The sequence below is a fragment of the Paenibacillus rhizolycopersici genome (assembly GCF_014947195.2).
Lineage (GTDB): Bacteria > Bacillota > Bacilli > Paenibacillales > Paenibacillaceae > Fontibacillus > Fontibacillus rhizolycopersici.
The window spans coordinates 76,128-88,135 of sequence record NZ_JADCNN020000020.1 but is presented as its reverse complement, the minus strand read 5'-3'; the positions used below and the strand labels follow the sequence as shown (position 1 = coordinate 88,135).

11 protein-coding genes, 1 pseudogene and 1 riboswitch are annotated in these 12,008 nt (G+C 53.6%); of the genes and pseudogenes, 10 read left to right on the top strand and 2 right to left on the bottom strand.

Features of this window, described 5'->3' with window-relative positions:
* The 5 genes and pseudogenes from IM700_RS18405 to IM700_RS18385 form a co-directional block, all read left to right on the top strand.
* Positions 1–197, top strand: a pseudogene (locus IM700_RS18405) (hypothetical protein); the annotation flags it as partial.
* A gap of 504 nt (positions 198–701) precedes the next feature.
* Complete coding sequence (locus IM700_RS18400; RefSeq protein ID WP_155607293.1) at positions 702–1,502, top strand: zinc ribbon domain-containing protein; 801 nt, start codon at positions 702–704, stop codon at positions 1,500–1,502.
* Between the two features lie 255 nt (positions 1,503–1,757).
* Positions 1,758–2,063: a hypothetical protein gene (locus tag IM700_RS18395; protein ID WP_193416647.1), complete on the top strand. Its 306-nt coding sequence runs from the start codon at positions 1,758–1,760 to the stop codon at positions 2,061–2,063.
* Between the two features lie 117 nt (positions 2,064–2,180).
* A riboswitch (purine riboswitch) is annotated at positions 2,181–2,280 on the top strand.
* A gap of 174 nt (positions 2,281–2,454) precedes the next feature.
* Positions 2,455–3,045, top strand: coding sequence for a xanthine phosphoribosyltransferase (locus IM700_RS18390; protein WP_193416646.1), 591 nt, complete (start codon positions 2,455–2,457; stop codon positions 3,043–3,045).
* 35 nt (positions 3,046–3,080) lie between these two features.
* The gene (locus tag IM700_RS18385; RefSeq protein ID WP_193416645.1) at positions 3,081–4,448 is read left to right on the top strand and encodes a nucleobase:cation symporter-2 family protein; all 1,368 of its coding nucleotides are present in this window, start codon (positions 3,081–3,083) and stop codon (positions 4,446–4,448) included.
* A gap of 30 nt (positions 4,449–4,478) precedes the next feature.
* On the opposite strand, the gene IM700_RS18380 is transcribed toward IM700_RS18385, so the two are convergent.
* Positions 4,479–4,817, bottom strand: a complete 339-nt coding sequence (locus tag IM700_RS18380) for a DUF4870 domain-containing protein (RefSeq protein ID WP_155607289.1) — start codon at positions 4,815–4,817, stop codon at positions 4,479–4,481.
* 59 nt (positions 4,818–4,876) lie between these two features.
* A complete protein-coding gene (locus IM700_RS18375; RefSeq protein WP_193416644.1) occupies positions 4,877–6,043 on the bottom strand; it encodes an MGDG synthase family glycosyltransferase in 1,167 nt (388 codons plus the stop codon).
* Positions 6,044–6,313: 270 nt separating this feature from the next.
* Here IM700_RS18375 and IM700_RS18370 point away from each other — a divergent pair, with 270 nt between their 5' ends.
* From IM700_RS18370 to IM700_RS18350, 5 genes are all read left to right on the top strand, one after another.
* A complete protein-coding gene (locus IM700_RS18370; protein ID WP_059042463.1) occupies positions 6,314–6,502 on the top strand; it encodes a hypothetical protein in 189 nt (62 codons plus the stop codon).
* 142 nt (positions 6,503–6,644) lie between these two features.
* The gene (gene map / locus IM700_RS18365; protein ID WP_193416643.1) at positions 6,645–7,400 is read left to right on the top strand and encodes a type I methionyl aminopeptidase; all 756 of its coding nucleotides are present in this window, start codon (positions 6,645–6,647) and stop codon (positions 7,398–7,400) included.
* 974 nt (positions 7,401–8,374) lie between these two features.
* Positions 8,375–9,433: a cytochrome c oxidase subunit II gene (gene coxB / locus IM700_RS18360; RefSeq protein WP_155607286.1), complete on the top strand. Its 1,059-nt coding sequence runs from the start codon at positions 8,375–8,377 to the stop codon at positions 9,431–9,433.
* Positions 9,434–9,531: 98 nt separating this feature from the next.
* Positions 9,532–11,382 (top strand): cytochrome c oxidase subunit I, encoded by a 1,851-nt coding sequence (gene ctaD, locus IM700_RS18355; RefSeq protein WP_193416864.1) that lies wholly within the window; start codon positions 9,532–9,534, stop codon positions 11,380–11,382.
* Positions 11,379–12,005, top strand: a complete 627-nt coding sequence (locus IM700_RS18350) for a cytochrome (ubi)quinol oxidase subunit III (RefSeq protein WP_155607284.1) — start codon at positions 11,379–11,381, stop codon at positions 12,003–12,005. Before ctaD ends, IM700_RS18350 begins: the two co-directional genes overlap by 4 nt.
* Positions 12,006–12,008 lie beyond the last annotated feature (3 nt).

The window sequence follows — 12,008 nt, the reverse complement described above, 5'->3', positions numbered from 1 at the left end:
AGTTCCACGACGTCGACGTGGAACTCGGCCCCGCGGGCCCGGCTGCGGCCAGCGCGCCGCCGGGCCCGGACCCGACGCCGTGGGCTGCGCTGCTGCCCGGCGTGCGGGGGGCGGCGACGGGGCTGTCGCTCGTCGCCGAACGGGTCATGCAGCGGGCGGAGGAGCTTGCCGCCCCGCTGCGCCGTAAGCCGCGCTGACCTGCCCTGCACGGTCAGCACGGCCCCTCGTGAGGCCTGGCTCCGCTAGAGCCTCACTCCGCGATAGGCCCCCGAACCCGCCAACCGCTGCGGTCGGCTGTCTCTTTTGCCCTCACTCCATGCGCACCTTAGGACACTCCCCACACCCAATGTTGCATTTCCTGCAACATTTTCGGCCCATCCGCCTCTGAAATGGCGGAAATGTTGCACTTCCTGCAACATTTGAGCCTTCATGCTCTCGTATCAGTCGAAATTGTACAGTTTTTGCAACATTTCTCCCCTGCAGTTGCTGAACTGGACAAAAATGTTGTAACAAAAGCAACATTTCAGGTTCTATCCCCGCGTCCGTGTCCCATATGTTGTACAAATTACAACATGCTGTCCCGGATTTGGAACGTGGCGCCAATGGAAACCCGGAGAAGCCGCTTCCTGAGTCGCAGGACGGTTTCATGGGGGGGCAAAATCTGGTATGATAATGAATATTTCGCGGGGAGGAATCATGTCATGAATATTTTACAACGGTTGAAAGACGGTGCGGGCAAGGTTACCGATCGCGCGCAAAATGTCGTGGAGATCGGTAAACTGAACACCCAAATTTCAAATATCGAACGTGAACTCGGTTTATATTTTCAAAAAATGGGCGAAGTGTTTTATGAGGCTTACCGGAAAAAGGACATGGCCACAGCGGAAAAAGAGATGCTCGAGTTGGCCAAGACCTGTGATCTGCTGACGGAAGAGCGCGATGAGATTCGGCTAAAAATCGCTGAGCTCAAAAATGAACGCTTGTGCGGCGCCTGCGGTCGGAACGTAGCGGAGGACGCCCTGTTCTGCCAATATTGCGGGCATAAGCTGGTCAAGGCTAAGCCATCTGTCCCGGCGGAGCTGCTGAAGGCCGCTCCGGAACCGGTACAACCACCGGTAGTGAGCGAGGCAGCGGTCAGCTCCGAGCCGCCCGTCATGGAGTCGATGGCGGTGGGCGAGATGGATACGCTGGTGCTTGCCGCTTCCCTGGTTCGCGAGAAGACGGAGCCGCGGGAACCGGAGCAGGTGTCTGAACCGGTGGAGCCGGTTGGCCCCGAGGATGAGGAGCGTCGGCAGCGCGAGCTGGAGCGGGAGCGCAAACGCCAGGAAGAGTTAGATCGGCGCATTCGCAGCTGGTCGCAGAACGCCGCTGCGCCGCAAACCGAGAATTCGGAAGTGGAAGTGGTGATCGGTGGCGTGACCACGGTCAAATGCCAAATTTGTTCTTCTACGTTAGTGAAAGGCACGAAGTGGTGTCCGCATTGCGGCTCTGAACAAATTTAAGGCGGAACGAAAGTTCATCAGGTTGTCATAAAGTAAACAGGCGCGGGAGTGCACTCCTTCGTAGTAATAAGTAAGCATGCGGTATTCGCCGGTATGGCGGCCCAGGGGCAAAGCGATCGAAGCGCTCCGCAGCTGTCATGCCGGTTTTATTTTTGCGGCGCCCCGGTCCAGGGGAATGCACTGCTTCGGCGGATGCTTCCACCCCTTGCAGGGGATGCTATACCGCATAATTCTGTGTTCAGGAGCGTGAAGCATATGGAATGCATCGTACATTTTGACGTCGTACATAAGGATGAAGTAAAGAGCTTGCGGGGGTTGCTTTTTCTCGATCCTGGGAAGGATCCGGCCGAAAGCGACTTTCTGCAAATGTTTGAAGAGATGGGATATAAACTGCGTCTGGAGGATCGTCAAAACCTCGTGTTCAAGCCGACGGAAGCCGGCGCGGATTACAGCGAGATCCGGGTCCGCCGCCTCGACACGGGTGAGAAGAGCTATAAGGAAGACGGCGAGTTGAAATCGCTGCTCACCAACCTTTTGCCGCGGGAGCCTAAACCGCTTTAACCTGGTCTTTAACGCCGTTTACCCGCGATCATCTTGCAAAGCTTTGCAAAGTTTTCACGAATCCCTCGAAATTCCTCTTCCTCTTCCCGGGCGGGATGCGTTATACTTCTAACATTGTGTGTTCATCTTTGAATTTTCCGTATAAGTGCAGGAATCGGCCTGCATGTCTCTACCTGATCACCGGAATGATCGGACTACGGAAAGTAACGCCGCGCATAAGCCCGGGAACCGGAGGCTTCAGGTAGGTTAACGCCTGATTAACCGGTTTCGCTTGGTTCTTCGGGTCCGCATCGGGTGCTTTCTGTCTACATGTCCATTTCCGTCAGGGGATGGGCTTTTTTGCGTTTAGCCGATATTTAGAAATCATCGATTTGGAGAGGGGACAACAGGAATGAAGTTGCTGAAGGACAAGGTGATGGCAGAGGGGATCGTGCTGGGGAACCAGGTATTGAAGGTGGATTCGTTTCTTAATCATCAAATGGATCCGGTGCTGATGAAGGAAATGGGGGCCGAGTTCGCCCGGCGTTTTGCCGACGAAGGCATTACGAAGGTGTTGACAATCGAATCCTCGGGGATCGCCCCGGCGATGATGACGGCGTTGGAGCTTGGCGTCCCGATGATCTTTGCGCGCAAGCATCAGTCGTTGACGTTGAAGGACAATATTTATGTGGAAAAAGTCTACTCGTTCACCAAACGAGAAACGAACGAGATCACGGTGTCCAAAAAGTTTCTGCGTGCGGACGACCGGGTGTTGATCGTGGACGATTTCTTGGCAAACGGCGAGGCAGCCTTCGGATTGGCCCGTATCGTAGAGAAAGCCGGGGCAACAGTCGCCGGCATTGGGATTGTCATTGAGAAGTCGTTCCAGCCAGGGGCTCGGCTGCTCACGGAAGCGGGATACCAAGTCGAATCGCTCGTTCGAATTGCCTCGCTGGAAGACGGAGTGGTTGCCTTTTTGGAGGATGCACCCATTCATTCATGAGATTAATTATCACCTAGGGGAGGAACTTGAACCATATGGAACGTGAACGCATATTTCAGAAACATCGTCATCCGATGAAGACCTTATCGCTCGGCTTGCAACACGTGCTGGCGATGTATGCCGGGGCGGTTATCGTACCGCTGATTGTAGGGGGCGCGTTACATTTCACGCCTCAGCAGCTGACCTATCTGATTGCTATCGATCTGCTGGCTTGCGGCGTCGCCACATTGCTTCAGGTGTGGGGGAACCGCTGGTTTGGGATCGGCCTCCCGGTCATGCTGGGTTGTGCTTTTCAGGCCGTATCGCCGATGATCGCCATCGGACTGACGGACGGTGCGGGGGTCTCCGCCATTTACGGTGCGATCATCGCCTCCGGGTTATTCGTCTTTTTGTTCGCCGGTTTGTTCGGTAAGCTGATAGCTTTGTTCCCACCGGTTGTCACCGGCTCTGTAGTCACGATTATCGGGGTCACGTTGATTCCTGTGGCGATTTCCGATCTTGGCGGAGGCAGTCCAGGCGAGAATCCCGACTTCGGGAGCCCGCTCAACCTTGCGCTTGGCTTCGGGGTGTTGTTGTTCGTCATCTTGATGAACCGCTTTGCTAAGGGTTTTCCACGTTCGATCTCGGTCCTGCTGGGACTGATCGCCGGGACCCTTGTGGCGGCGCTCGCCGGCAAGGTGGATCTGACGCCGCTTAGGGAAGCCAGTTGGTTTCATGCCGTGCAGCCGTTTTATTTTGGCAAACCAACCTTTCATGCCTCGGCGATCCTAACTATGATTCTTGTGGCAATTGTCAGCGTCGCGGAATCAACCGGCGTGTTTATGGCTCTGGGCAAGATCGTGGATAAGGAGATTACGGATAAGGATTTAACACGGGGATATCGTGCGGAAGGCCTTGCGATCATGCTCGGGGGAATATTTAACTCCTTCCCGTATACGACGTATTCGCAAAATGTAGGGCTTGTCCAAATGAGCCGGGTGAAAACTCGCGACGTGATCGTGGTGGCCGGCGGTTTGCTGATTCTAATCGGCTTCGTGCCAAAGATAGCCGCTTTGACACAGTTGGTACCGACGTCGGTGCTCGGCGGAGCGATGATCGCGTTGTTCGGGCTCGTCTTGTCTTCCGGCATCCGGATGCTGGGCGACCAAGTGGATTTGAACCGGCACGAGAACCTGTTGATCATCGCTTGTTCCGTCGGCATGGGACTTGGAGTAACCGTGATGCCCGAGCTGTTTGATCGACTGCCCGCCGCGCTTCGGATCCTCGTAGACAATGGAATCGTCGCGGGCAGCTTTACGGCGATTGTGATGAATTTGCTGTTTAACGGTCTAGGGGGTAAACGTAAAGCATCCATGACTGAAGTTAAGTCCGATTCAAGCGAAACGGCCCAAGCTACGGTTTAATTATCGGCAGTTGACGGATTGAGGGAGTAGCTACATCCTTTGTAACTGTCTCTCAGCCAGTTCGCCGATCCAGGGCAGCTTCAACCATCTGCCTTGGAGCGTGGCCAGCATCAGCACGATCCAAAGCGTCACGCCAAGCAAGCTCAGTAACAGATTGACGACAATGCCGATGACCGGCAGGAATCCGGACAAGGCGTGGGCCAGCATTAAGCCGCCAAACAACATGACCGATTGCAGGGCGTGAAACAGCACAAATCGGCTGCGCCGCTCCAGGGCAAGAAAAGCGACGCCGCCGACAAACGCGAACAGGTAACACAGGAAGCCGGCGACGTTTTCGTAGAGGCCGGTGGATGATTTAAAAGGGGACATAAGGACATGACCTTCTTTCGGGAGAGGATTGTCTTACCTTAAATGTATGACGAGCCCTCTCACGTAAGAACCAGCTCGGCCCGCTCGGGCGCGAACCATTGCTGTAATATATCATCTGCTATCACCTCCGCGGCCTGTGGCCGGCGGAGGTTTTCGATTTTCTGGCGTAGCTCGGTCAGTCGGGATTCATCCCCGAAGAGCGCGTCGATTTCCTGAGCCAACTCTGCGGGGGTACGGGTGATGCAAGCTACGCCCTTTTGCGCTAGGTATCGCGCGTTATTGAGCTCTTGCCCGGGAACGGGGCGATAGATGAATATCGGCAATTGGCAGGCCAACGCTTCGGACAAAGTAATCCCGCCCGGCTTGGTCACGATGCAGTCGCTGCTCCGCATCAGCTCGGCCACCTGTTTGACGTATCCGATGAGGTGAACGTCCGGATGGGGGCGGAGTTGCCCCTGAAGCCCCCGGTAAAGCTCGCGATTCCGCCCGCATACCGTGATGACTCGATAACGATCCAGGGCAGTTAACCGTTCGATGACTTCGCGTACTCCTTGCATGGACCCGTAGGCTCCGGCCATCAACAGAACGGTGGGTTTGCCGACGGGACGCTCCGAGAGAAGTCTTTGGAGTGGCTCTGGGAAGGACTTCTCGCTGGTCTTAGATTGGCGGCCAAATTCCGGTTTGACGGGAATGCCGCTCACCCGAATACGGTCTTCGGGAATGCCGCGGTTCATCATTTCTGCCTTTATGTCGTCGGTCGCCACGTAGTAACGGTCGACCCCCGGGTGAATCCATCGTCCGTGCAAGTCAAAGTCGGTCACGATGTTGACGAGCGGCAATGACTGACCGGTCCGTTTTAACAGCCGGGGCATTGCTAATTGGGGAAAGGTATGAATAATCAAATCTGGCCTAAGTTCCCTCAGCGTTTGTTGCAGCTTCCCGGCCCCAAGCGAATTTATCACTTCAAGCAAAGGCGCTTCCTGAGGCATTTCTTTCGTGGCGTTATAAACCCAACCGTAGAGGCGGGGAATTGTTTTGAAGCTTTGCAAATACACGAACCTCGTGATGCCGTTGATCAACGGATGGGCCTCAGCCATCAAATCGAGTAGCGTAACGTCGGTCACGCCTCTGCTCCGCAAGCTGGCTTCGACCGCTTTGGAAGCTTGGTAATGCCCATCCCCGTAACTGGCATATAAAATAATGATTTTCGGAGTTTGGGAAGTCATGAAATATCACTCCTCTTCAAGTCCAATCCATGTCCTTAAGTTGCTTGTAGTTTGCCCCTTCCTCCCGTTTATAAATATGTTTAGATCAAACGGATAAAAAATGTACGATTGGAAGAAAGCTGAAACCTGATCCTGAATATGTTACAATAAGGGAATAGGAGGTCATTCCATACAACTGAATAGCCGGCACGACTTCATGATTGTGAACCTACACTTTTCGGCATCGCAAAATCGGAGCATTTACCTTAAGCGTTCTGGGAGGGAATCACTATGGCAACGAAAGGTCATGACGAAGTGAAAGAAAGTTTACGGGAAATGACCCGAATCTTCAAACCGAAGGATCCGAAGAAGTTCGTGAAAGAATATGTCCGCAAGTATCGTATTATGGGCGGCTATGAAGAGGAATTGACCCACCTGGTTGAGCATGAGCTCGGGAAATTGGATTCGTCCGTTTCCTGAACCATTTGAATGTTAGCATATCGCCGTTCCGTCGCCTTGGGCGTTCGGGGCGGTTTTTTTCGTCCGTTCCCACATATATTAATGAAACAGGCGGAAACTCACGAAATCAATCGTCGAACGGCAGCGGGAGGAGAACCGGAGCATGAAGGTACGTTTAAAATCAAAAGAGGACATCGAGCGGATCCGCGAGGCGGGACGGATATTGGCCGAGTGCCACCGCGAAATCGCCAAAATGATTGGACCGGGAATCACAACATTGGAGATCGACGCCTTTGTGGAGTCGTTTTTGGAGAAGCGGGGAGCCACGGCAGAGCAGAAAGGCTACCACGGGTTTCCGTTTGCCACCTGCGCGTCGATTAATGACGTGGTATGCCACGGGTTTCCGGGTAATCACAAGCTTGCGGCGGGGGATATCGTGACGATCGACATCGTTGTGGGCAAAAATGGGTGGATGGCCGACTCCGGCTGGTCTTATCGGATCGGGCAGGTGAGCGATGAGGCGGAGAAGCTGCTCACGACCACCGAGCAAGCCTTGTTGGCCGGAATCGCTGAGGCCGTACCCGGCAAGAAGATCGGCGACATCGGTTATGCGGTGCAGCGCGTGGCGCAGGCGGCAAACATCGGCATCGTGAAGCCGCTGATCGGCCACGGTATCGGCCGGGCGATGCACGAGGCACCGGACGTACCGAACTTTGGCCGTCCGCGCAGCGGGGTAACGCTGCAGCCGGGCATGGTCATCACGATCGAGCCGATCTTTACCGGCGGGGACACCGGCGCCGTGTTGTGGGAGGACGATGGGTGGACGATTCGCACCGCGGACGGCAGCCTAGGAGCGCATTACGAACACACGCTGGCGATCACGGAGGACGGACCGCTGGTGCTTACGAATGGACAATAGGGTGATGAAGAGAGAGCGCATAGCTCTCTTTTTTCTTTTTAAGATAAGATTTTATGGGGAGGGGCTGGGCGACTCCAACTTTGTACTGCTACGTTTCGCGTATGTTCAGTACTACGTTCCGTCTACGTACCATCGCCACATTTCTATATTCTAACGGAACTAAGAGCCGTTATTTATCGGATTTGTCAATGTCCCGATTTCTAACGGAACCGGGAGACCTTATTTAGTACAATCAAGGCTAAATCCCGGCGATATAAGCCGTATAAGGTCTCTGGGTTCCGTTACTGTGGGAAATGGCCGGGAAATGAGCAAATAAGGTCATTACGTTCCGTTAGAGTTGCCTCTAGAAAGTTAGTTACCAAGCAAATGCGTCCACTTGATCCCGAGTATCCCCCCCTCCCAACACCACTCCAGTTACTTCACCGCACCTAGAGCAAACAATCCCGCGCTATCTCCGCCGTTACCCAGTGCAAGGCCCTCTCCACCAACCCGTCAGCCACCGTCCAACGCCAACTCAACATCGTAGTATCTCGAGCAACTCGCACCCTCTACTGATCAACGGATGCACCGTTCATCGGCTGAATGTCCCTCTAGAAGTCCGTATCTCCACGCAGAAAACAGGTTTTTACTTCAGTTATAATGAAATAAAGTTTGAAGAAATGTCAAAAATGGAGCAGAGCGAGGGTTCGTCACAATTCGCCGGGAAATGTTCAAAATTGGCAGCCTTTTCAAGGGGTGTCGAACGAGGGAAAACGTTAACAAAACCTTTTGTGGTGCGGCTTTTCGGATATTTGAACAATTTGTGAACTGCCCCTGAATCATTGACAAAAGAGGGGTTCGATCATATATTTAATAGGTGATTGTTGTAATTGACAGGAATGTAGTTTCCGTGATAGACAGGTAGATTTTCGAGCTGTTTAGGCTAAGAATCTCTGTGATGCTGCGGAAGAAAACGTAAGAAGTGGGGTAGATCAATGATGAAACCGTGGAAGGCTGTTAAGCGGCTAGTACCTATGTTTGCCATGCTAGCGCTCCTCTTGTCCGCATGCGGCCGCGAAGACCTGTCCGTGCTTAGACCGCAGGGTCCGGTAGCCGAGGGTCAGCTTGGACTAATTAAGCTGTCGATTACGATCATGGTAGTCGTCATGCTGATCGTTTTCGGAATTGCCGCTTACGTGTGGGTCAAGTACCGCCGCAAGCCGGGTCAAACGGATATTCCGAAGCAAGTTGAAGGCAACCATAAGCTGGAGATCATCTGGACGGCCATTCCGCTGGTCCTGGTGTTGATTCTGGCGGTTGCGACGGTGCAGAAAGTATTTGCTTTTGGCGAGGACTACTCGAAGGATGCGAATGCGGTGAAAGTCAAAGTGACTTCGCATTTGTTCTGGTGGGAGTTCTCCTATCCGGAATACGGAATTACGACAGCCCAGGATATGATCATTCCTACGGGCAAGAAAATTGCGCTTGAGCTGAAGACGGCCGACGTGCTGCACTCCTTCTGGGTGCCTTCGCTCGGCGGAAAAACGGATACGAATACGGACGGAACGGTCAACAAAGCTTGGCTGGAAGCCACGAATGAAGGGGTTTACCTCGGGAAATGCGCCGAGCTGTGCGGGAAATCCCACGCCTTCATGGAATTCAAAGTCAAGGCGGTTAGCCAGGAGTCCTTCGACCGTTGGGTTGAAGCGATGAAGGCGCCGGTCCAAACGATTCAAGATCCGGCCGTGGCTGAAGTGTTTAAGACGCAATGCTTGAGCTGCCACGCCGTTGGCGACCAAGGTGGACCGATCGGGCCAAACCTGACGGGCATCGGCAGCAGAGAGACGGTAGCGAGCATTTTACATAATGCAGAAGCGTCCGGCAAACCGATCGACGGCAAACCGGTCAAGGATAATTTGGTGGAATGGCTGACAGATCCGCAGAAGGTGAAACCGGGCAACAAAATGCCGAGTCCGAAGCAAGACCTCGGATTGACGGATGCGGATATTGAAGCGATCGCCGACTACTTGGCAAACAGCAAATTATCTTATTAATCTTGCGTGCCTCTATGGACGGCATGGATGGATAGGAATTAAAAGAGGGGGTACAAACCTTGGCTCATGCTCACACTGTCAAGCGGCACAAGGGAATAATGGACTGGTTGACGACGGTCGATCACAAGAAAATCGCCATTTTGTATTTAGTGGCGGGCGGTTTCTTCTTTGGGATCGGCGGCATCGAAGCATTGCTGATCCGCGTGCAGCTGGCAAAACCGATGAATAGTTTTGTAACGGCGCAGCAATTTAACGAATTAATCACGATGCACGGCACAACGATGATTTTCCTTGGCGTTATGCCGGTCATCTTCGCTCTGATGAACGCGGTGATTCCGCTGCAGATCGGGGCTCGGGACGTGGCGTTTCCTTTTCTGAACGCCCTTGGGTTCTGGACGTTCCTGTTCGGCGGCTTGCTGCTGAACCTCAGTTGGATCATGGGCGGCGCTCCGGATGCCGGATGGACTTCGTACACGCCGCTGTCGTCAACGACCTATAGCTTGACGCACGGGGTTGATTTCTACACGATCGGCCTGCAGATTGCCGGTCTTGGGACACTGATCGGCGGCATTAACTTCCTGGCGACGATCATCACGATGCGTACGCCGGGGATGTCCTTTATGCGGATGCCGATGTTCACCTGGACGTCGTTCGTCACGTCGGCAATGATCCTGTTCGCTTTTCCGGCGATCACGGTTGGATTGGTGCTACTCACGTTCGACCGGATTCTTGGCGCTAACTTCTTTAATGTAGAAAGCGGCGGCAACCCGGTGCTATGGCAACATATCTTCTGGATCTTCGGTCACCCCGAGGTCTACATTTTGATATTGCCGGCGTTTGGAGTCATCTCCGAGGTTGTAAGTACGTTCTCGCGTAAGCGACTGTTCGGTTATAGCTCGATGGTATTCGCCACGATCTTGATCGCCTTTCTCGGCTTCATGGTTTGGGCGCACCATATGTTTACGACAGGGATGGGACCGGTGGCTAATGCCCTGTTCTCTATCGCCACAATGCTGATCGCCGTTCCGACGGGGATCAAAATCTTCAACTGGTTGTTCACGATGTGGGGCGGACAAATCCGCTTTACGACGGCAAACCTGTTCGCTTCCGGGTTTATCCCAACCTTCGTTATGGGCGGGGTAACCGGGGTCATGCTGGCTTCGGCGCCGGCGGATTACCAATATCATGATACTTATTTCGTCGTAGCGCACTTCCACTATGTTATTGTAGGTGGTCTTGTACTCGGCTTGTTTGCCGGACTGCATTATTGGTGGCCGAAGATGTTCGGCCGCATGCTGGATGAAAGACTCGGTAAATGGGAGTTCTGGTTCTTTATCATCGGTTTCCACATGACGTTCTTCGTGCAGCATTTCCTTGGCTTGATCGGGATGCAGCGCCGCGTCTTCACGTATTTGCCGAATCAAGGCTTTGATTTGATGAACTTGATCAGTACGATCGGTGCATTCCTGATGGGGGTTGGCGTGATCTTGTTCTTGGTGAATATCGCCATCACGGCAAGCAAACCGAAAGGCGTACCTGGCGATGCTTGGGAAGACGGACGTACGCTCGAGTGGTCGATTGCCTCGCCGCCGGAAGAGTATAACTTTAAACAAATTCCGCTGGTACGCGGCATCGACGCGTTCTGGAAAGAGAAGATGGCCGGGAATAAGGAAATGACGCCGGCGGAGCCGGTTGGACCGATCCATATGCCATCGCCGACGATTCTTCCTTTCATTATGTCGGTCGGCTTGTTCATCGCGGGTTTGGGCTTTATGTTCACGAACGATGATTTCGGTAACGGTTTGATGAACTTCCTGTTCAACAACTATATTGTCGTCGGGATCGGCTTGGCGATCACGTTCCTGTGCATGCTGCTCCGTTCGTTGTATGACGATCACGGCTGGCACATTGAACTGGACGAACTGAATGGGAAGGGGGTCAAAGCATGAGTACGCCAAACACATCGCATGTAACCGGCACGCTGCCGCATGAACCGGAGAAGGCAACGCTGGAAGGCCGTAATAAAATTTTGGGCTTCTGGTTGTTCCTCGGAGGCGAGGCGGTTCTGTTTGGTACTTTGTTTGCGACTTTCCTCACGTTGCGGAACCAAATCGCCGATGGCCCGTCTGCAAGCGAACTGTTTAACTTACCGATGACGGCAGCCGCAACCTTTATCCTCTTGGTCAGCAGTTTAACGAGTGTTTTCGCCATCCAGGCGATGCATCGCGGCGATAAAGGGAAACTGGCGGGTTGGTTAGGCGTAACCGTGCTGCTCGGCCTCGCATTCCTTGTACTGGAAATTTACGAGTTTGCCGAGTATGTGCTGCATGAAGAGTACGGGATGACGACAAGTGCGTTCAGTTCAGCGTTCTACACGTTAGTTGGCTTCCACGGAGCGCACGTATTGTTCGGGATTTTGTGGATTTCTCTGCTCATCGGGCAACTCTTTAAGAAGGGCCTGAATGTAGTCACGGCACCGAAGGTTTATGTGTCGGCCATTTACTGGCATTTCATCGACGTGGTCTGGGTGTTCATCTTCACGGTTGTCTACCTGCTCGGAAAGGTGGTCTAACGG

Coding starts and splice junctions, on each gene's coding strand:
- IM700_RS18400 (WP_155607293.1), top strand. CDS start 702: ATGAATATTTTACAACGGTTGAAAGACGGTGCGGGCAAGGTTACCGAT.
- coxB (WP_155607286.1), top strand. CDS start 8,375: ATGATGAAACCGTGGAAGGCTGTTAAGCGGCTAGTACCTATGTTTGCC.
- IM700_RS18390 (WP_193416646.1), top strand. CDS start 2,455: ATGAAGTTGCTGAAGGACAAGGTGATGGCAGAGGGGATCGTGCTGGGG.
- IM700_RS18350 (WP_155607284.1), top strand. CDS start 11,379: ATGAGTACGCCAAACACATCGCATGTAACCGGCACGCTGCCGCATGAA.
- map (WP_193416643.1), top strand. CDS start 6,645: ATGAAGGTACGTTTAAAATCAAAAGAGGACATCGAGCGGATCCGCGAG.
- IM700_RS18395 (WP_193416647.1), top strand. CDS start 1,758: ATGGAATGCATCGTACATTTTGACGTCGTACATAAGGATGAAGTAAAG.
- IM700_RS18370 (WP_059042463.1), top strand. CDS start 6,314: ATGGCAACGAAAGGTCATGACGAAGTGAAAGAAAGTTTACGGGAAATG.
- ctaD (WP_193416864.1), top strand. CDS start 9,532: ATGGACTGGTTGACGACGGTCGATCACAAGAAAATCGCCATTTTGTAT.
- IM700_RS18385 (WP_193416645.1), top strand. CDS start 3,081: ATGGAACGTGAACGCATATTTCAGAAACATCGTCATCCGATGAAGACC.
- IM700_RS18375 (WP_193416644.1), bottom strand. CDS start 6,043: ATGACTTCCCAAACTCCGAAAATCATTATTTTATATGCCAGTTACGGG.
- IM700_RS18380 (WP_155607289.1), bottom strand. CDS start 4,817: ATGTCCCCTTTTAAATCATCCACCGGCCTCTACGAAAACGTCGCCGGC.